16 protein-coding genes and 1 pseudogene are annotated in these 19328 nt (G+C 68.8%); 10 read left to right on the top strand and 7 right to left on the bottom strand.

What is annotated here, in order from left to right:
* Nucleotides 1–426: 426 nt before the first annotated feature.
* On the bottom strand, nucleotides 427–645 hold the full coding sequence (locus tag CA234_RS22850; protein WP_126002843.1) for a DUF2945 domain-containing protein: 219 nt from the start codon (nucleotides 643–645) through the stop codon (nucleotides 427–429).
* Between the two features lie 95 nt (nucleotides 646–740).
* Between CA234_RS22850 and CA234_RS22855 the strand changes: the two genes are divergently transcribed.
* A complete protein-coding gene (locus CA234_RS22855) occupies nucleotides 741–1892 on the top strand; it encodes a glycosyltransferase family 1 protein (protein WP_126002844.1) in 1152 nt (383 codons plus the stop codon).
* A 1-nt stretch (nucleotide 1893) separates the two neighbouring features.
* On the opposite strand, the gene CA234_RS22860 is transcribed toward CA234_RS22855, so the two are convergent.
* Complete coding sequence (locus CA234_RS22860; RefSeq protein ID WP_125977984.1) at nucleotides 1894–3177, bottom strand: GAF domain-containing sensor histidine kinase; 1284 nt, start codon at nucleotides 3175–3177, stop codon at nucleotides 1894–1896.
* 224 nt (nucleotides 3178–3401) lie between these two features.
* Between CA234_RS22860 and CA234_RS22865 the strand changes: the two genes are divergently transcribed.
* The gene (locus CA234_RS22865) at nucleotides 3402–5918 is read left to right on the top strand and encodes a TonB-dependent receptor (RefSeq protein ID WP_126002845.1); all 2517 of its coding nucleotides are present in this window, start codon (nucleotides 3402–3404) and stop codon (nucleotides 5916–5918) included.
* A 62-nt stretch (nucleotides 5919–5980) separates the two neighbouring features.
* Here the strand turns inward: CA234_RS22865 and CA234_RS22870 are convergent, their stop codons facing one another.
* The 3 genes from CA234_RS22870 to ubiM all read right to left on the bottom strand — a co-directional run bounded on the left by CA234_RS22870 (nucleotide 5981) and on the right by ubiM (nucleotide 8365).
* On the bottom strand, nucleotides 5981–6304 hold the full coding sequence (locus tag CA234_RS22870; protein ID WP_125977980.1) for a DUF2218 domain-containing protein: 324 nt from the start codon (nucleotides 6302–6304) through the stop codon (nucleotides 5981–5983).
* A 72-nt stretch (nucleotides 6305–6376) separates the two neighbouring features.
* Nucleotides 6377–6991 (bottom strand): PadR family transcriptional regulator, encoded by a 615-nt coding sequence (locus CA234_RS22875; RefSeq protein WP_126002846.1) that lies wholly within the window; start codon nucleotides 6989–6991, stop codon nucleotides 6377–6379.
* A 201-nt stretch (nucleotides 6992–7192) separates the two neighbouring features.
* The gene (gene ubiM, locus CA234_RS22880) at nucleotides 7193–8365 is read right to left on the bottom strand and encodes a 5-demethoxyubiquinol-8 5-hydroxylase UbiM (protein ID WP_125977976.1); all 1173 of its coding nucleotides are present in this window, start codon (nucleotides 8363–8365) and stop codon (nucleotides 7193–7195) included.
* Nucleotides 8366–8615: 250 nt separating this feature from the next.
* Between ubiM and CA234_RS22885 the strand changes: the two genes are divergently transcribed.
* The 8 genes from CA234_RS22885 (at nucleotide 8616) to nagE (ending at nucleotide 18436) form a co-directional block, all read left to right on the top strand.
* Nucleotides 8616–9935, top strand: a complete 1320-nt coding sequence (locus CA234_RS22885; RefSeq protein ID WP_126002847.1) for a replication-associated recombination protein A — start codon at nucleotides 8616–8618, stop codon at nucleotides 9933–9935.
* A complete protein-coding gene (locus tag CA234_RS22890) occupies nucleotides 9928–10275 on the top strand; it encodes a hypothetical protein (RefSeq protein WP_125977972.1) in 348 nt (115 codons plus the stop codon). The genes CA234_RS22885 and CA234_RS22890 overlap by 8 nt, the downstream gene beginning before the upstream one ends.
* The gene (locus CA234_RS22895) at nucleotides 10218–11132 is read left to right on the top strand and encodes a hypothetical protein (RefSeq protein WP_241213654.1); all 915 of its coding nucleotides are present in this window, start codon (nucleotides 10218–10220) and stop codon (nucleotides 11130–11132) included. Before CA234_RS22890 ends, CA234_RS22895 begins: the two co-directional genes overlap by 58 nt.
* Nucleotides 11133–11177: 45 nt before the next feature.
* On the top strand, nucleotides 11178–11912 hold the full coding sequence (locus CA234_RS22900; RefSeq protein ID WP_126002848.1) for a copper homeostasis protein CutC: 735 nt from the start codon (nucleotides 11178–11180) through the stop codon (nucleotides 11910–11912).
* 65 nt (nucleotides 11913–11977) lie between these two features.
* Complete coding sequence (locus CA234_RS22905; RefSeq protein WP_125977968.1) at nucleotides 11978–13027, top strand: SIS domain-containing protein; 1050 nt, start codon at nucleotides 11978–11980, stop codon at nucleotides 13025–13027.
* Nucleotides 13024–14157 (top strand): N-acetylglucosamine-6-phosphate deacetylase, encoded by a 1134-nt coding sequence (nagA, locus tag CA234_RS22910; protein WP_126002849.1) that lies wholly within the window; start codon nucleotides 13024–13026, stop codon nucleotides 14155–14157. Before CA234_RS22905 ends, nagA begins: the two co-directional genes overlap by 4 nt.
* 86 nt (nucleotides 14158–14243) lie before the next feature.
* Entirely contained in the window at nucleotides 14244–16724 is a 2481-nt protein-coding gene (gene ptsP, locus CA234_RS22915) for a phosphoenolpyruvate--protein phosphotransferase (RefSeq protein WP_126002850.1), read from the top strand.
* Entirely contained in the window at nucleotides 16721–18436 is a 1716-nt protein-coding gene (nagE, locus tag CA234_RS22920; RefSeq protein ID WP_126002851.1) for an N-acetylglucosamine-specific PTS transporter subunit IIBC, read from the top strand. The genes ptsP and nagE overlap by 4 nt, the downstream gene beginning before the upstream one ends.
* Before the next feature lie 16 nt (nucleotides 18437–18452).
* On the opposite strand, the gene CA234_RS22925 is transcribed toward nagE, so the two are convergent.
* Both CA234_RS22925 and CA234_RS22930 read right to left on the bottom strand, forming a co-directional pair.
* Entirely contained in the window at nucleotides 18453–18803 is a 351-nt protein-coding gene (locus tag CA234_RS22925; RefSeq protein ID WP_125977754.1) for an STAS/SEC14 domain-containing protein, read from the bottom strand.
* A gap of 52 nt (nucleotides 18804–18855) precedes the next feature.
* Nucleotides 18856–19203, bottom strand: a pseudogene (locus tag CA234_RS22930) (integrase core domain-containing protein); the annotation flags it as partial.
* Nucleotides 19204–19328: the final 125 nt, after the last annotated feature.

Consider the following 19328-nt stretch of genomic DNA (forward strand, 5'->3'; position numbering starts at 1 on the left):
GCTGCTCGAACCCATCGGCAACATCCCGCCTGCCGAAGCCGAAGAGCAATATTATGCTGCCGCGGACAACCTCGATATGGCAGCGTGACTCACAACCCAACGCCTCCGGCAGACCCGGCGCGGTTCAGTCAGCTACCTAAGCCCCTCCTCCTGGGAGGAGGGGTTGGGGTGGAGGGATTCCAGAACGCTGGTCGGTCTCGGTGAGACACAGCCCCGCCGTGGAGTGACGGCTATCGCATAGGAAGCCAAGGGTCTGCGGCTTCAAACAACCGTCGTCATTCCCGCGAAGGCGGGAATCCATTGCGCTGAGCGCTTGGGAAAAGAACCCCACCATCAGCGCCAATGGATCCCCGCCTTCGCGGGGATGACGTCGTATTCTGGGCATGTGCAATTGCCCAGCTCATGAAGATGACCGACTTCAGAGCCTCATCCCGCCTCCAGCTCGCTCTCCAGCTTGAGCGCCCGACCGCCATCTTCCTGCTCGACCAGATAGGCCGGATTGTCCTTGGTCCCGTTGCGGACGATCTTCTCGCCCTTGATCGTGCGCTGCACGCGCCGCTCGAAGCGTTCGGCGACCTTGCCGTTCGCCTGGTGACCGCCCCAGGTCCAGCGCACCGCGGCGCCCTTCGCGAAATGCTTGCTCATTTCGACATAATCGCACCATCCGGAACCATGTTCCGGCACTGGGACAAGTCGTCCGCTTGCCCGCCCCGCGACACGCGATTAAGGCCCCAAGCCAAATGCAACCCTTCGATCTTCGCGTCGCCCTTTTCAGCGGCAATTACAATTATGTTCGCGATGGCGCGAACCAGGCGCTCAACAAGCTCGTCGGCTATCTGCTCGACCAGGGCGTGACGGTCCGCATCTATTCGCCGACCACGGACACCCCCGCTTTCGCGCCCACCGGCGAGCTGGTGAGCGTGCCGGCCTGGCCGGTGCCGGGCGGCCGCGCGGAGTACAAGTTCGCCACCGGCCTGCCCAAGAGCATCCGCGAAGACCTCGAATCCTTCGCCCCCAACATGGTGCACGTCTCGGCGCCCGAATTCCTCTGCCACGGCGCGGTGCGCTGGGCGCGCAAGCACGACATCGCCACCCTCGCGTCGCTCCACACCCGGTTCGAGACCTACCCGGCCTATTATCATCTCGGCTTCGTCGCGCCGGTGATTATCAAGTTGCTGACCCGCTTCTACAACCGTGTCGACCAGGTGGTGACACCTGGCGATTCCACCGCCGATCTCATCCGCGGCTGGGGCGTGACCACGCCGATCCGCATCTGGTCGCGCGGGGTGGATCATGCGCGGTTCAACCCGGCCCGCCGCGACCTCGCCTGGCGCCGGTCGCTCGGCATCGGCGACGGGGAGTTCGCCGTCGGCTTTCTCGGCCGGCTGGTGCTGGAAAAGGGCCTCGATATCTTCGCGCAGGTCTGCAACCGGCTGACCGAGCGCGGCGTACCGCACAAGGTACTGGTGATCGGCGAAGGCCCGGCGCGGCAATGGTTCGCCGATCAGGTGCCCGGCGCGGTGTTCACCGGCTTCCAGCGCGGCGACGATCTCGCCCGCGCGGTCGCCTCGATGGACGTGCTGTTCAACCCCTCGGTCACCGAGACGTTCGGCAACGTCACCTCGGAGGCGATGGCGTGCGGCGTGCCGATCGTCGCCGCACGCGCGACCGGCGCGATCGACCTGGTCGAGGAAGGCGTCAACGGCTTCCTGGTGCCGCCGCGCGACGTCGATGCCTATGCCGGCGCGATCGCGCGGCTGATCGAGGATCCGGCGCTTGCCGCCTCGGCCGGCACGGCGGGCCACGAAAAGGCCCAGGCCTATGTGTGGGACCGGGTGAACCACGCGGTGCTAGAGAGCTATTTCGAGGTGCTCGCCCGCCGCGGGCGCTGAGCTACGCCACGGTCTCGCGCGCCGCGAGCACGAAGCGCAATCGCGTGCCGCCCGTCGCCGGGCGCTGCAATTCCAGTGCGGTTTCGTGCGCCTCCAGGATGCGCCGGGTGACGGTGAGGCCGATCCCCTGCCCGCCGCTGGTCGAGCGGCCCCGCTCGGGCATCACCCCGCCGGGGAAGCCTGGGCCGTTGTCGGCCACCGCGATCTCCACCCCGTCCTCGGCGGCGCGCGCCGAGAGCAGGATTCGCGCACCCTCGGTAGCCCGCAGCGCCTGCGCGGCGTTGCGCAGGAGGTTGGCGAGCACCTGCCCGATTTGCACCCGATCGGCGATCAGCGCGCCCAGTCCTTCTTCGATCTCCACGTCGATCTGCGGGGACGGGCCGCTCCACACAGCCTCGAACAGTTCGCGCGCCTCCTCGAACAGCGTCGCGGCCATCACGAACTCCGCATCCACCTCGCCGCGCTCGACCAGCGCCCGCGTGCGCGCCACGATTTGCGACGAGCGGCTGATCTGCGCGCGCGCCCGGGCTAGTTGCCGCAGCACGTCGGGGCCGCCGGTGCCGCGCAGCGCCATCTCCACCGTCGCGATATAGTTCGACGCGGCGGACAACGGCTGCACCATTTCGTGCGCGAGCATCGCCGCCGTCGCCGCTTCCTCCTCGGCGCCGCTGCGCGAGATGCTGCCGATCAGCGCGCGCTGTGCCTTGTCGAGCGCGTCGCGCGCCTTCATCGCCGCGAGCATCTCGGCCTCGACCAGCAGACGGTTCTTCGCCACCGCGACATAGCTGCAGATGGTGCGCAGAAAGCGCAGTTCGATCTCGGTGAACGGCACGCCGCTGCGCCGGCCGAAGCCGAGCGTGCCGAGCAGCACCTCGCCGTGGAGCAATGGCGTGCAGGCATAGCTGTCGAGCCCGACGTCGCGGATGAAGTTGGTCATGGGGTTGTCGCTGCCCTGCACCTGCGCGACGACGCGCGGGGTACGATCGCGCGCGACCATGCCGCATACCGCCTGACCGAACTGGAGTCGCGCACCCGCCATCTTCTGGGCTTCGGACAGTCCGCCGCTGGCCTCGAGCGCCAGCAGGTGATCCGGTTCGGCGCGATAATGGAAATACACGTCGAGCAGCAACTCGTCGCGGACCATCTCGAACAGATAGTCAATCATCGCCGTCGGATCGGACGCGCCGAGCATCTTGCCGGCACAGTCCGCCAACAGCCCCAGCAATCTCGCTTCGTCCGGTGCCGTTCTATTCGCGTGCCGTGCCTCGATGCGCGCTTCGATCATTGCCCCACTCTCCCATGTCGGCGCGGTGCCGTTCTCGTCTGCCGAGAATATACGCGCAAATGCTCGATTTGAACGCACCGCCAAAATTTTCCGTCGGCGTAGAAGCAAACGTTCCCACTCCGTACGACTCCGGCACGTACTTGTACCTACCCTATCCCTTTCAATGCCTTAACCCGCATGACCCCACTGCGTCCGCAGAAACAATCGAGACAAATGGGGTTGTGATGAACACTCGTTTCCGCCTGACGCTGGCGCTCTCCGCCGCAGCGATCGCGCTGCCCGCACATGCCCAGCAGGCGTCCACCGGCACCGAAGCACCCACCGCGCACCATGGCGACTCGGCCGAGGCGAAGCCGCAGAAGCAGGCCTTTACCACCGGCGTCGCAAAGGGGCGCGATCTGCTCGATTCGGCGATTTCGGCAAGCTCGATCGACGAGGAGCAGATCCAGAAGATCGGCACCCGCTCGATCGCCGAAGTGCTGGGCAACATGCCCGGCATCCGCGCCGAGACGGCGGGCACCGACGGCCTGACCGCCGTCACGATCCGCGGCCTGCCGATGGCCGCAGACGGCTCCAAGTTCCTGCAGATCCAGGAAGACGGCCTGCCCGTGCTCGAGTTCGGCGACATCCACTTCGCCTCGACCACTGCGTTCCTGCGCACCGATCTCAGCCTCTCGCAGGTCCAGGCGATCCGCGGCGGTTCCGCCTCGACCTTCGCCTCGAACTCGCCCGGTGGCCTGGTCAATTTCCTCTCGAAGACCGGCGAGGAAGACGGTGGCACGCTGCAGCTCTCCTCGGGCATCGATCATGAACTCGGCCGGGCCGACTTCAACTATGGCGGCCATCTGAGCAAGACGGTGCGCTTCAACGTCGGCGGCTTCTACCGCCAGGGCGAAGGCCCGCGCGCGACCGGCTATGACGCGTTCAAGGGCGGCCAGATCAAGCTGAACGTCACCAAGACGTTCGGCAACGGCTATGTCCGCCTGTACGGCAAGTATCTCGACGACCGCGAGCCCAACTATGCGATGGTGCCGGTGGCGGTGCGCGGCACCAATGCCGACCCGACGTACAGCACGATCCCGGGCTTCGATCCGCGCAAGGACACGCTCTATTCGCGCTACAAGAGCTCGATCCTCGCGCTTGACGGCAACAACAACGTGACCAACCTCGATCTGCGTGAGGGCAATCGCAGCAAGGTCGCGTCGATCGGACTGGAGGCGCAGTTCGACATCGCCGGTTGGACGTTCAGCAATCGCATGCGCTACGCCGCAATCTCGGGTACCTATAACGAGAGCAGCTCGATGGCGCTGCTGCCCGCCGCGGCGCTGGCACCGGTCTTTGCCGGCCCCGGCGCGACGCTGCGCTACACCACCGGCCCCGATGCCGGCAAGACCATCGCCAACCCGGCGACGCTGAACGGCAACGGCCTGCTGATGTATGGCCTCGAAATCCATTCGGACCTCGAGAAGCTCGACAACTTCACCAATGACTTCCGCGGCAGCCGCGTGTGGAATGTCGGCGAGGGCAAACTGACCACCACGGCCGGCTTCTATGCGTCTTCGCAGGCGATGGTGCAGAACCTGCACCTGATCAACGACGTGTTCGACATCGCCCCGGGCGGCAACTCGGCTTATGTCGACGTACTGACCGCCGGCGGCGTACCGGTGACGCAGGGCGGCGTGCTGGCCTATGGCATTCGCGGCACCGCTGCCTTTCGCAGGCGCTACGATCTGCAGTATCGCGTGTTCGCGCCCTATGGCTCGGTGAACTACCAGATCGGCGCGCTGTCGGTCGGCGGCAGCCTGCGCTATGACTTCGGCAAGGTCAGCGGCACGCTGTACGGCGCCGATCTGGGCGGCAACCGCGTCGGCGTGGCGCCGGTGGACATGAACCGCGACGGCGCGATCTCGCCGCCCGAGCGCAGCGTCGCGGTGCTGCCGCTGTCCCAGCCGGGCCTGGCGGACTATAGCTACAAATACGCCTCTTACTCGATCGGCGTGAACTATCGCATCGCCGAGCCGCTATCGGTTTTCGCCCGCTACAGCCGCGGCGCGCGGGCCAGCGCCGAGCGCCTGTTCTTCTCGCCGGCGGTCAACCCGGACTCGGGCGCGCTGACCGACCCGGCAATGGCCTATGGCCCGGTCAAGCAGGCCGAAGCGGGCGTGAAGTTCCGCAAGGATGGCGTGACGCTGTTCGCCACCGGCTTCTGGGCCTCGACCACCGACAAGAACCTGCAGATCGGCGCCGACGCCAGCGGCGGCACCGTCGTGCTGCAGATCGACCGCGACTACAGCGCCAAGGGGGTCGAGCTCGAAGGCCTTTTCGAGCATGGCCCGCTCAGCCTGCGCCTGGGTGCTACCTACACCAAGGCCAAGATCGATGCGGACAAGGCGGACAAGACGCTGGTCGGCAACACTCCGCGCCACCAGCCGGACCTGATCTTCCAGGCGACCCCGCAGTTCGAGGTGAAGCGCTTCACCATCGGCACGAACGTGATCGGCACCACCAGCAGCTTCGCGCAGGACGGCAACCTGCTCAAGCAGCCCGGCTACACGATCGTCAGCCCGTTCGTGCAGGTTCGCCCGGTGAAGGGCCTGCAGATCGGCCTCAACGTCTACAACGTGTTCGACAAGCTGGCCTTCGTCTCGGTCAACTCGGCCGCGATCCCGGCCTCGGGCGTGGTCACCGCGCAGACCCTCAACGGCCGCACGGTCACTGCTTCGGTTCGCTTCAGCTTCTGATCCGGACGACCCACACAAAAAAGGGGGCGGGAACCACGCGGTTCCCGCCCCCTTTTCGTGGCTTACTGCCAGTCGAACGTCAGCTCGCCCTCGCGGAAGGCGAAGCGATCGAGATGCCGGGCGACCGCGCCCTTCAGCCCTTCCAACTGCTCCTGTGAGGTGGCATCGACCCGGATCTCCAGGCCCGTCTCCGCGACGTCGAAGGTCACCACCGCGTCGCCCGGGTGATCGGCGCCGCGCGCGTCCTTGGGGAAGATCACCGTGCCGTTCTCGGGGGTGAACTCCACCTGGAGATTGTGCTGCCAATGCTTGCACAGCTGCTGGAGGTAGCGGCTGGCATGTTCGGTCGGCACCAGCGCATGGGCGGTGAACGGGGCGATCGTCATTCTTCTCTCCTTGGCCGCGGCGGGGACGAGCCCCAGCCGACGGCGTAACACCTCGATCCGGGGCATCGTTTCCTACAGCCGCTCGATCTTGCGCGCGGCTTCGTCGAGGATCTCGGCGATCGCGTGCAGGCGCTCGGGATCGACTTCCTCGTCGAACACGCTGGCGGCGAGCACGGTCTTGAGGTTGTGCATCGCGCGCCGGACGGGGCCGCCGCTGGTGCGGGCATGGCGTTCGCCGAGATCGGCCAGCCGCTGGAACAGCGCTTCAACTTCCGCCGCATTCTCCGCGAGATGCGCGGTGCCGGCCGCGGTGATCGCAAACTGCTTCTTGGCGCCCTCGCTCTTGTGCTCGGCGATCAGGTCCATGTCGTCGAGCATGGTCAGCGTGGGGTACACGACGCCCGGACTGGGCGCATAGGCGCCATTGGAGCGCGCCTCGATCTCGCGGATCAGGTCATAGCCGTGGCGCGGCGCCTCCTCGATCAGCTTGAGCAGGATCAGGCGAAGCTCGTCGCCGCCGAACATGCGCCGGCCGCGCCCGCCCTGACCCCGCTCGCCCATGGCAAAGGCCATGTCGAAGCCGCCGGGAAAGCCCCCGCCCCAGCCGCCGCGTCCGCGGGGGCCAAACTGGTGGCCGTGATGATGATGATGATGATGATGGCCATGACGGCCGAAATGGAAAACCATAGCGTTGTGCATCCTGTGCGAGTCGTGATGCGCACAAGATATATCTTGAAAGCGACTGTGCAAGGGGTTTCTGGGTTTTCTTAGCCCCCCTCCTTGGAGGAGGGGTTGGGGGTGGAGGGATTCCAGAACGAACGTTGGTCTCGGTGAGACACTGCCCCACCCCAAGCCCCTCCCCTGAAGGGGAGGGGCTTGAAAACGAAATCAGTGCGTCAGCATCGCGCGCACGGTGGGCCGCACGAAGGGCAGCCCCGCCCCCAGCCGCAGCACCGCGTGCCGCATCGCGCGCGCCGGCAGCCGCTCGTCGGTGAACAGCCGCACCAGCAGGTTGGTCCCCGTATAGAGCGGCTTGCACGCCGCGCGGTGGCCGTTCTCGAAGCGCCGCAGCACCGCCGGCAGCGCCGGGTCCATCCCCCGCCGCACCGCGTCCCGCACCTCGGCGGCGAGCAGCGCCTGCCCGCTCAGCCCGAGGTTGAAGCCATGCGCGGTCACCGGGTGCATCCCCACCGCCGCATCGCCGATCAGCGCCGCGCGGCCAGTCACGAACTGATGCGCCCAGGTGGTGACCAGCGGATAGACGTTGCGATCGCTCACCACCTCCATCCGCCCCAGCCGCTGGCGGAAGCGCCGCGCGAGGTCGCGGCCGAGCGCGGCATCATCGAACGCCGCTACCCGCCGCGCCGCCTCCTCGGGCAGGGTCAGCACCGCGCCGGCCATGTTCCCGTTGAGCGGCAGCAGCGCCAGCGTCTGGCGATGGTCGAACCATTCGAGCGCGGTCGCACCGTGCGGCAGTTCGTGGCGTACCCGCACGACCATCATCGAACGGCCGAGCGGGTTGATGTCGGTCTCGATCCCCAGCGCCTCGCGCGTCTTGGATAGCCGCGAATCGGCGACCACCAGCAGCCGCGCCCGTACCACCTCGCCCGAGGAGAGCAGCACCTCCGCGCGCGGCCCGGTGGCGCCCGAGCGGGCATGGACCACCTCCGCGCCGGTCACCAGCCGCAGCCCGGGCTGGTGCTTCACCGCCTCGTACAGCGCGGCGCGGATGCGATGGTTGGGCACCAGATAGCCGAGTTGGTCGTCCGCCCCACCCCCCGCGGTGAAGTTGAGCGCGAAGGGCGAATCGCCGTTCAGCACTTTGGCCGCGTGCATCGGCGCAATCTCGTCTGCCGGCAGCCGCCCCCAGGCGCCGAGCGCCTCGAGGATCCGCTTCGAGCCGTGGGTGAGCGCGATCTCGCGCCCGTCGAAGCGTGGGGACGCCAGCGCCTCCAGCGGCGCGCGCTCGAGCAGCACGATGCTCAGCCCGCTGTCTTCCAGCGAGCGCGCGAAGGCGAGGCCAGCCGGCCCTCCCCCGACGATGACGACGTCGCAGTCCATGCCCGATCCTCCACACCTCCCCCATCGCGCTTTGTGGCGATCGGGGGCCGCTTCCCCACCACCCGCCGTCATCCCGGCGAAGCCGGTATCCAGACGCTGTAGCGCGTCGGCTCCTGCTGCACCGGATCGGCGAATGGATCCCGGCTTTGGCCGGGATGACGAAGGGTTTGGCTGGACAGGCGCCGCCAAGCCTTGCGCCCGATCAACCAGCGGGATGCAAATCGCATCCCAGCCGCCTATCTTGGCCGCAATGGCCGACCTTTTTGCGACCCACGAACAACCCGCCGCCGATGCCACCCCCGCCGGCGGCCCGCTCGCCGACCGGCTGCGCCCGCAGAAGCTCGACGAGGTGGTCGGGCAGGAGCATCTCACCGGGCCGCAGGGCGCGATTGGGCGGATGGTCGCGGCGGGCAAGCTCAGCTCGATCATCTTCTGGGGCCCGCCGGGCACCGGCAAGACCACCATGTCGCGGCTGCTCGCCGATGCGGTGGGGCTGCGCTTCGTCGCGATCTCGGCGGTGTTCTCGGGCGTCGCGGACCTCAAGAAGGTGTTTGCCGAGGCGCGCGACCATGCCCGGATCGGCAAGCGCACCCTGTTGTTCGTGGACGAGATCCACCGCTTCAACCGGGCCCAGCAGGACGGATTCCTGCCCTATGTCGAGGACGGCACCGTCACCTTGGTCGGCGCGACCACCGAAAACCCCTCCTTCGAGCTCAACGCCGCGCTGCTCAGCCGCGCGCAGGTGCTGATCCTGCACCGGCTCGATCACGAAGCGCTGAGCCAGCTGCTCGATCGTGCCGAGGCGCTGGAGGAACGCCCCCTGCCCCTGACGCCCGAGGCACGCGACGCGCTGGTGGCGAGCGCGGATGGCGACGGGCGCTTCCTGCTCAACCAGGCCGAGACCTTGTTCTCGGTGCAGTTTGAGGCGCCGCTCGATCCCGCCGGGCTCTCGGCCTTCCTCCAGCGCCGCGTCGCGGTCTATGACAAGGACCGCGAGGGGCATTACAACCTGATCTCAGCGCTGCATAAATCGGTGCGCGGCTCCGATCCGCAGGCGGCGCTCTATTATCTCGCGCGGATGCTCACCGCCGGCGAAGAGCCGCTCTACCTGCTCCGTCGGCTGGTCCGCATGGCGGTGGAGGATATCGGCATGGCCGACCCCAACGCGCTGGTGCAGTGCATGGCAGCCAAGGATACGTACGACTTTCTCGGCTCGCCCGAGGGCGAGCTGGCGATCGTCCAGGCATGTCTCTACCTGGCGACAGCACCCAAATCCAACGCCGCCTACAAGGCACAGAAGGCGGCGTGGAAGGTGGCGAAGGAAACCGGCTCGCTGATGCCGCCGCAGAACATCCTCAACGCGCCGACCAAGCTGATGAAGCAGATCGGCTATGGCACCGGCTATACCTATGACCATGATGCCGAGGGCGGCTTCTCGGGCGACAATTACTGGCCGGCGGAGATGGAGCCGCAGACCTTCTACACCCCCACCGATCGCGGCCACGAGAAGCGCGTGGCGGAGCGGCTCGCCTGGTGGGCGGCGATGCGCGAGCAACGGCGCGATGGATGATTGGGAGGATGCCTGCGCCTTCGCGCTGACGCTGCCCGACGTGGCGATGGCGCCCTGGTGGGGCACGCCCTGCCCCAAGATCAACGGCAAGGGGCTGATGTCCCACGCCAGGCAGCCGGGCAGCTTCGGGCTGATGGTCGCGCAGGACGAGAAGGTGCTGCTGCTCGAGACCGATCCCGAGACCTTCTGGCAGACCGACCATTATCGCAACTACCCGATGCTGCTGGTTCGCTACGGCACCCCGGCACGCGAGCGGATCCAGCTCTATATCCAGCGCGCCTGGTGGGATCGGGCGAAGAAGGCGCAGCGCCTCACCGCTGGGCTGGGGACTCGCCCCTGACCTTCACCGACTTCATTGCGATCGACTGGTCCGGTCAGGCAGTCGAGCGGCCCAAGGGGCTTGCCGTTGCACACGCCCGCGCGGGCGACACCGCGCCGGTGCTGATCGACCGGCCCTGGTCGCGCGCCGATATTCTCGGCTTTCTGGAGGGCCTTGCCGATAGTGGCACGCGCGCGCTGATGGGGCTCGATCTCTCCCCTGCCTTTCCCTTCGCCGACGCCGGCGCCTATTTTCCCGGCTGGGCGGAGAGTCCGGCGGACGGCCCAGCGCTCTGGGCACTGGTCGACCGCCTGTCCACACCCGATCCGCATTTCGCCGCAACCAGCTTCGTCCAGCATGTGGAGGCACGGCGGCACTTCCGCCAGATGGGCGATTGCGGCGACCTGTTCCCCGGCGGACGGGGGCGCTTCCGAGTGTGCGAGGTTGGGCAAGAGGCAATGGCGCTCTCGCCGTACAGCTGCTTCAATTTGGTGGGAGCGAGCCAGGTCGGCAAGTCGAGCCTCACCGGGATGCGCGTCCTCCACCGCCTGCGCGGGCGCGTCGGCCTGTGGCCGTTCGACCCGCTGCCCGATACCGGCCCGGTGCTGGTGGAGATCTACACCTCGCTCGCCGCGCGACTCGCCGGGATGCGCAAGGGCATCTCGAAGATTCGTGACGCCGAGACGCTCGACACGATGCTCGCCGCCTTCGGCTCGGCGCCGCATGCGCCGCTGCCGCGCCATGACGATCACGCGACCGACGCGATCCTCAGCGCCGCCTGGCTGCGCGTGGCCGCCGGGCAGCCGGGACTGTGGACTCCGGCCGGCCTCACGCCCGATCTTGCCCGTACGGAGGGCTGGACCTTCGGCGTGCTCTGAGGAATAGGACTTTTCTAGAACCTTGGCCCCGGGGACGAATACCTTATGCGTCGATTGCTCGAAGTCTGCGTGGAAGATGTCGCCGGAATCGATGCCGCGGTAACCGGTGGCGCGGACCGAATCGAGCTTTGCGCCGCGCTGGCCGTAGGCGGACTGACACCACCCGAATCGCTGATTGCCGCGGCGGCGACCGCGCCGATCCCGGTGCATCTGCTCGCCCGCCCCCGCGACGGCAACTTCGTCTACACCGCCGCCGAGGCCGCGCTGGTCGCCGCCGACATTCGCACCGCCGCCGAGGCGGGGCTGGCCGGCGTGGTGATCGGTGCCAGCCGCGCCGACCGTCAGCTCGATGCGGAGAGGCTCGCGGCCTGGGCGTCGGTCGCGCGAAATGCCGGGCGCAGCCTGTCGCTTACGCTGCACCGCGCCTTCGACCTCTGCCCCGATCCGCTGGCGGCACTGGAAGCAGCGATCAGCCTCGGCTTCGACCGGATCCTCACCTCCGGCTGCACACCCACGGCGATCGACGGGCGCGACACGATCGCCGCGCTGGTACAGGCCGCCGGCGACCGAATCACCATATTGGCCGGCAGCGGCGTGGACGCGTCGACGCTGCCGGCGATCCTGGAGACCGGCGTGCGCGAGGTCCATGCCTCGTGCCGCAGCCCGCAGGCCAGCGCCGATACCCGCGAAATCGCCTTCGGTTTCCAGGCCGGCCCGCGCCTCGCCACCGACCCCGCGAAAGTTTCTACCCTGCGTAATTTGCTCGACGCGCGCAGCTAGCGCTTGAACAATACCAATATGTAACTTATCCCTGGTTTCATCATAGCCAGGAAGCAGTGGGGACCATGATCGCTGAAATCGAAAAGCCCGCAGGCGGTGCGACGCTGATGGCGTCCGAGGCTGCCGAGGCCGGCGCCGCGGTCCGCCGCCTGCTCGACGCCAACGGCCCGGCGCTCGCCGCGCTGGCCCGCGAGCTGCGCGCCGACCCGCCCGCACTGGTCGTCACCTGCGCTCGCGGTTCGTCCGACCATTCGGCCACCTATGGCAAATATCTGATCGAAACGATGCTGGGCGTGCCCGTCGCCTCGGCCGCGCCCTCGGTCGCGTCGGTGTTCGAGGCGCCCGTCTCCACCGCCCGCGCGCTGTGCATCGCCGTGTCGCAGAGCGGCCGCAGCCCGGACCTGCTCGCCACGGTCAAGGCCTACCAGCAGGCCGGCGCGCGCGTCGTCGCCTTCGTCAACGACGAGGAATCGCCGCTCGCCGCAATGGCCGACACCACGATCGGCCTCAAGGCAGGCCCCGAGCGTTCGGTCGCCGCGACCAAGTCCTATATCACCGCGCTGGCCGCCTTCGCCGCGCTGGTCGCCGAATGGGCGCAGGACGAGGCGCTCGCCACCGCGCTCACCGCCCTGCCCCAACAGCTGGAAAAGGCGCGCGATTTCGACTGGTCACCGGTCGTGGACACGCTGCGCGACGCGACCAACCTGTTCGTGATCGGCCGCGGCTACAGCTTCGCCGTCGCGCAGGAAGCGGCGCTCAAGTTCAAGGAAACCTGCAGCCTGCACGCCGAGGCGTTCAGCGCCGCCGAGGTGCGCCACGGCCCGATGGCGATCGTCGGCGACGGCTTCCCGGTGCTCGCCTTCGCGACCTCCGATACCGCCGGTGACAGCGTCCGCGAGGCCTCGGCCGAGTTCGCCGAGCGTGGTGCGCGCATCTGCCTGGCCGACGCCAAGGCCGGCGACGCCTCGCCGCTGCCGGTGCTCGCCGGCCACGCCGCGCTGGAGCCGATCCTGATGGTCCAGAGCTTCTACCCGATGGTCAACGCGCTCTCGCTGGCGCGCGGCAACAACCCCGACGCCCCGCTGTATCTCCGCAAGGTAACCGAGACTCGATGAGCAGTTTTCGCTTCGTCAACGGCCAGATCGTCACCGCTGCCGGCACGTTGCCGGAAGCGGTGATCCAGGTCGATCAGGGCCGCATCGTCTCGATTGCCACCGAAGGCAGCGGCACCGACACGATCGACCTCGACGGCGGCTGGATCGTCCCCGGCTTCATCGACGTCCAGGTCAACGGCGGCGGCGGCGTGCTGTTCAACGACGCGACCACCGTCGAGGGCATCGCCGCGATCGGTGCGGCGCATGCCAAGTTCGGCACCACCGCCTTCCTGCCGACGCTGATCAGCGACGTGCCCGAGGTGATCGCCAAGGCGCTCGACGCCACCGATGCCGCGATCGAGGCGGGGGTGCCCGGCGTGGTCGGCGTGCATATCGAGGGCCCGATCCTCAACAAGGCGCGCAAGGGCATCCACGATGCGGACAAGTTCCGCGGGCTGGACGCCGGCATGGTCGAACTGCTCGGCCGCCCCCGTCGCGGCAAGGTGCTGGTGACGCTGGCGCCCGAGATGGTCGACCTCGCCGATGTCCGCCGCCTGGCCGATGCCGGCGTGCTGCTCGCGATCGGCCATAGCGACGCGACCTACGAGACGGCCCGCGCCGCCTTCGAGGCCGGCATGACCGGCGTGACCCACCTGTACAACGCGATGTCGCCGCTGCGCCACCGCGCGCCCGGCGTCGTCGGTGCGGCGCTGGAGAACCAGACCGCCTATTGCGGGATCATCCCGGACGGCTTCCACGTCCATGACGCGGCGCTGCGCATCGCGCTCGCCGCCCGGCCCTATGACCGCTTCCTGCTGGTCACCGACGCGATGCCCAACGTAGGATCGGACATGACCTCGTTCGATCTGCACGGCCAGCATATCCGCGTCGAAGGCGGGCGGCTGCTCGGTGTCGACGGCACGCTGGCGGGCTCGGCGCTCGATATGACCGGCGCGTTCCGCCACATGGTCACCCGTATCGGCACCGCGCCCGAGGACGCCGCGATGATGGCCGCTACCAGCCCCGCCGCCTTCCTCGGCCTGTCGCACGAGCGCGGCACGCTCGCCCCCGGGCTGCGCGCCGACTGGGTGCAGATGACCCGCGACTTCCAGCCCGCCGGGTGCTGGATCGGCGCAACCCGCTTCCCCTGATCGCACGGAGACCCGCCCTGAGCACGATCGCGCCGCCCTCTTCCCATGACGACGCCTCGGCCGGGGCCCTTGCCATCGGCGCGCCGATGGCCGGCTGGCTGCTGCCGCTGGAGGAGGTTTCCGATCCCGTCTTCGCGCAGCGCATGCTGGGCGACGGCGTGGCGATCGACCCGACCGAGGGCTGCCTCTACGCGCCCTGCGACGGCGAAGTGACCGTGCTGCAGCCGACCGGCCATGCGATCACGCTGCGCGCCGGCGACGGCATCGAACTGCTGATGCATATCGGCATCGATACGGTGCAGCTGGCCGGCGCCGGCTTCGATCCGCAGGTGAAGGTGGGCGATCACGTCCGCGCGGGCGACGTGCTGATCCGCTTCGACCTCGATTGCGTGGTCTGCGACGCGCCCTCGGTGGTGACACCGGTGCTGCTGATCGGCCAGGAAGGCCTTACGCTGACGGGCAAGCGCGGCAGCGGGCTGGTTGCGCCGGGTGAGCCGATCTTCACGGTCGAGCGCGCCGGAGCGGCAGCCGAAGCCGCCACCGACATCGTCGGCGAGACGGCGACGCGCACCGTGGTCGTGCCGCTCGCGCATGGCATCCACGCCCGCCCCGCCGCGAAGCTCCGCGAAGTGCTGGTCCCCTTCGCCGCCAAGGTGACGATCACCAAGGGCGCGCAGAGCGCCGATGCCCGTAGCCCCGTGCGCCTGATGACGCTCGGCATCAAGCTGGGCGACACGATCCGCATCACCGCCGAGGGCGGCCGCGCCGACGAAGCCGCGGCGACGCTCGCCGCGCTGATCGAAAGCGGGATGGGCGAGAAGGCCGATCCCGCCTCGGCGCCTGTCCCCGCCCCTGGCCCTGCCCCCGTCGCCGCGCCGGTTTCGGACGAGCCCGGCGTGCTCGCCGGCGTCACCGCCGCCCCAGGCCTCGCGATCGGCACCGCGCGCTTCTTCCGCCTCCCCGAACTGACGATCGACCCGATCGGCAAGGGCGCGAGCCTGGAGCGCGCGCGGCTCGAGGACGGCATCGCCAGGGTGGTGCGCGCAATCGAGGCAGACCTCAGCCACGCCGCCGGGCCGATGCGCTCGATCCTTGCCGCGCACCGATCGATGCTCGACGATCCCGAATTGCTGGAAGCGGCGCGCGCCGCGGTGCTCGACGGCGCCAGCGCCGGCCAGGCCTGGCGCCAGGCGATCCGCCCCCAGGCGGAGCTGCTCCGCCAGAGCGGCGATGCGCATCTCGCCGAGCGCGCCGACGACATGGTCGATCTCGAGCGCCGCGTCGTCTCCGCGATCGAAGGCGTGCAGGACGCGCCCTTGGTGTTCCCGGAAGGCACGATCCTGCTCGCCGACGACCTGCTGCCCTCGCAGGTGACCGCGATCGATCCGGCGCAGGTCTGCGGCTTCGCTACCGTGCGCGGCGGCCCGACCTCGCACGTCGCCATCCTCGCCGCCAGCCTCGGCATCCCCGCGCTCGTCGCAATGGGATCGGCGCTGCGCACGGTGCAGGAAGGCGAGATGCTGATCCTCGACGCCGGCGCCGGCACGCTCCGCGTCGCCCCGAACGAGGCCCAGCGCAGCGAGGCGCGGGCCCGGGTCAATGCCCGCACGGCCGCGCTCGCCGCTGCCCGCGCGGCAGCGGGGGCGGAAGCCCGGCTCGCCGACGGCACCCGCATCGAAGTGTTCGCCAATCTCGGCTCGGTGAGTGATGCCGAGCGCGCCGTCGCGGCGGGCGCCGAGGGCAGCGGGCTGCTGCGCACCGAATTCCTGTTCCTCGATCGCGACACGCCGCCCAGCGTCGCCGAACAGACCGCCGAGTACCAGGCAATCGCCGACGCGCTGCAGGGCCGCCCGCTGATCATCCGCCTGCTCGACATCGGCGGCGACAAGCCCGCGCCCTATCTGCCGATCGCGGCGGAGGAGAATCCGGCACTGGGCCTGCGCGGCATCCGCGTCGGCCTCGCCCATCCGCAGGTGCTCGAGGACCAGCTCCGCGCGATCCTCGGCGTGCGCCCGATCGGCGTCGCCAGGATCATGCTGCCGATGATCGCCAGCGTCGGCGAACTGCGCGCGGTGCGCGCCGTGCTCGATCGGCTGCGCGGCGAGCTCGGCATCGGCGAGACGGTCGAGCTCGGCATCATGGTCGAGACGCCCGCCGCGGCGGCCACCGCCGATCTGCTCGCCGCCGAGGCCGATTTCCTGTCGATCGGCACCAACGACCTGACGCAATATACCCTCGCCATGGACCGCGGGAACCCGGCGGTAGCGAGCGGCATCGACGGGCTCCACCCGGCGGTGCTGCGGCTGATCGCCGATACCTGCCGGGGTGCGACCGCCAAGGGCCGCTGGGTCGGCGTATGCGGTGGCCTCGCCTCCGATCCGCTGGCGGTGCCGATCCTGGTCGGCCTCGGCGTGACCGAGCTTTCGGCCACTGTCTCGATCGTGCCGGAAGTGAAGGCGCTGCTCGCCACGCTGACGCTCGAGCGCGCCCGCGCCCATGCCACCGCCGCGCTGGCCTGCGCAACCGCCGCCGATGTCCGCCGCCTTGCCCGGGAATTCACCGCATGAAGCAGATCCTCGAAACGCTCCAGCCGCTCGGCCGTGCGCTGATGCTGCCGATCGCGGTGCTGCCGGTGGCAGGGCTCCTGCTCCGCCTCGGCCAGCCCGACCTGCTCAACATCGCCTTTGTCAGCGCGGCCGGCGATGCGCTGTTCTCGCATCTCGGCCTGCTCTTCGCGATCGGCGTGGCGACCGGCTATGCCAAGGACGGCAACGGTGCCGCCGCACTTGCCGGCATCGTCTGTTTCCTCGTCTCGACCGAGGCGGGCAAGAGCCTGCTCGCGGTGCCCGACACGATCGGCGCCGGGCTGGACAAGGACCAGGCGGCGCTGGCGGTGGCGGCATGGAAGGCCAAGGCGGTCGCCCGGCTCGACGTGCCGATCGGCATCGCCTCGGGTCTGATCGGCGGCACCTTCTACAACCGCTTTTCGGCGATCAAGCTGCCGTCCTATCTCGCCTTTTTCGGTGGTCGTCGTTTCGTGCCGATCGTCAGCGGGCTGGCGGGCCTCGCCATTGCGGTGATCGTCGGCGTCGGGTTTCCGCATATCAGCGCGGGTGTGGACGGGCTGAGCCACGGCATTGCCGGTGCGGGCAGCTTCGGCCTGTTCGCCTTCGGCCTGCTCAACCGCGTGCTGCTGGTGACGGGCCTGCACCACATCCTCAACAACGTGTTCTGGTTCGTCCAGGGCGATTACAACGGCGCAACGGGCGACCTCCGCCGCTTCTTCGCGGGCGATCCCAGCGCGGGCGCGTTCATGGCGGGCTTCTTCCCGGTGATGATGTTCGGCCTGCCCGCCGCCTGCCTCGCGATGTACCGCGCGGCACTCCCCGAGCGCCGCAAGGCCGTCGGCGGCCTGCTGTTCAGCCTCGCGCTCACCTCGCTGCTCACCGGCGTGACCGAGCCGATCGAATACAGCTTCATGTTCCTCGCCCCCGCCCTCTACGTCGTCCATGCGGTGCTGACCGGCGTGGCGATGGTGGTGATGGACCTGCTCGGCGTGAAGCTCGGCTTCGGCTTCTCCGCAGGGCTGTTCGACTACGTCCTGAACTTCGGCAAGGCGACCAAGCCGCTGCTGCTGATCCCCGTCGGGCTGGTCTATTTCGCGCTCTATTACGGCATCTTCGCTTGGGCGATCCGCCGCTTCGACCTGAAGACTCCGGGCCGCGAAGCCGAGGCGCCGGTTGTGGCCGACGCGGGCGCTGTCGCTCCGTCGAGCCGCGGCGAGGCCTTCGCCCGCGCGCTGGGCGGCTCGGCCAATTTGGTCGAGATCGGCGCCTGCACCACCCGCCTGCGCCTGATCGTCGCCGACCAGTCCGTGGTCGACGATGCCGCGCTCAAGGCACTCGGCGCGCACGGCATCCTGCGCCCCTCGGAGCGCGCGCTGCAGGTGGTGCTCGGCCCGATCGCCGATGTGGTGGCGGTCGAGATCCGCGACGCGACCGCGCGCGGCGGCGTGTCGGCGCCTGCCGCACAGGCCGTGCCCCCTGCGAGCGCACCGACGGTGGCGCTCCAGCCGGCGGCGCTGGCGGCGCTGGGCGGCGCGGCGAACGTCCGCGCGGTGAGCGCGCACGACAACCGCCTGCGCGTCGAACTCGACAGCCCGGCCGAGGTGGATGGCGACGCGCTGCTGGCGCTCGGCCTGCGCGGGCTCGCCCGCCCCTCGGCCACGGTGATCCACCTGCTCGGCGACGACGCGGTTCTGGCTACGCTGCGGGGTTGACCTTGCAGCGCCGTGTTCAGATGCTGTGGCGTTGGTCCGCCTGTGGCGTGCTGGCCGGCGCATCGAGCAGCCAGTTCAGCCCGGCATCGGCATTGGCAAACGCCCGCAGATAGGGCTGCGTCATCACCGCAATGCGCGAGGCCTTGGGAAAATCGCGAAAGCTGCGCGCGAAGGAGTCGAGCGTGTCGCACGGCTGCACGGCGCTTTCGCGCATGTCCATGCGGAGCAGATAGCCCGGCCTCAGCCCCTGGGCGAGAAACTGCTGCAGGGACTGCCGGGCGTAATCCGGCACCTGATCGGGCAGGAAGATGCGATGCCAGGCGATGTCGAGCAGGCTGCGCTCGGGCTGGAAACGGATCGTGTACATCGCCGCCGACGAATCAGCAGATGGTTTGACCTGCCCCCGGTTGGTCCTGCAGTCATAACGAGAGTCCGCCGGTTTGATATTCGTGGTGCGCCACCGGCACAAGCGCGCCGGGCGTGACGCCTCCGTCTTGCAGGAACGCGCGGCGCGCTTGTGCCGGTGTTCGGTTTCCTAGCGACGAGTGCGGCCTGACGTTGTTGTAGTCGTAACGCCAGACGGCCAGCTTCCGCCTGGCGTCCGCCAGGCTGTCGAACAGTTCCTCGTTGAGCAGCTCGTCGCGCAACGACCCATTGAATGATTCGATGAACGCGTTCTGCTGGGGCTTGCCAGGGTCAATGTAGTGCCACTCGACCCGGTTCTCGCTGGCCCATTTCAGGATTGCCCGACTGGTAAACTCGGTTCCGTAGCACATTGGGAAGCGCTGGTTCGGGAGCCGCTATGGCCCTGATGAAGACAAGGCCGCGTAGCGGCCGCAGACTTCATCAGGGCAAGCCATGGCCGGTCAGCAGGTATCTAAAGTGAGGTTGT

Origin of the sequence: Sphingomonas sp. ABOLE, from assembly GCF_003950455.1 — a bacterium.
GTDB classification, from domain to species: domain Bacteria; phylum Pseudomonadota; class Alphaproteobacteria; order Sphingomonadales; family Sphingomonadaceae; genus Sphingomonas; species Sphingomonas trueperi.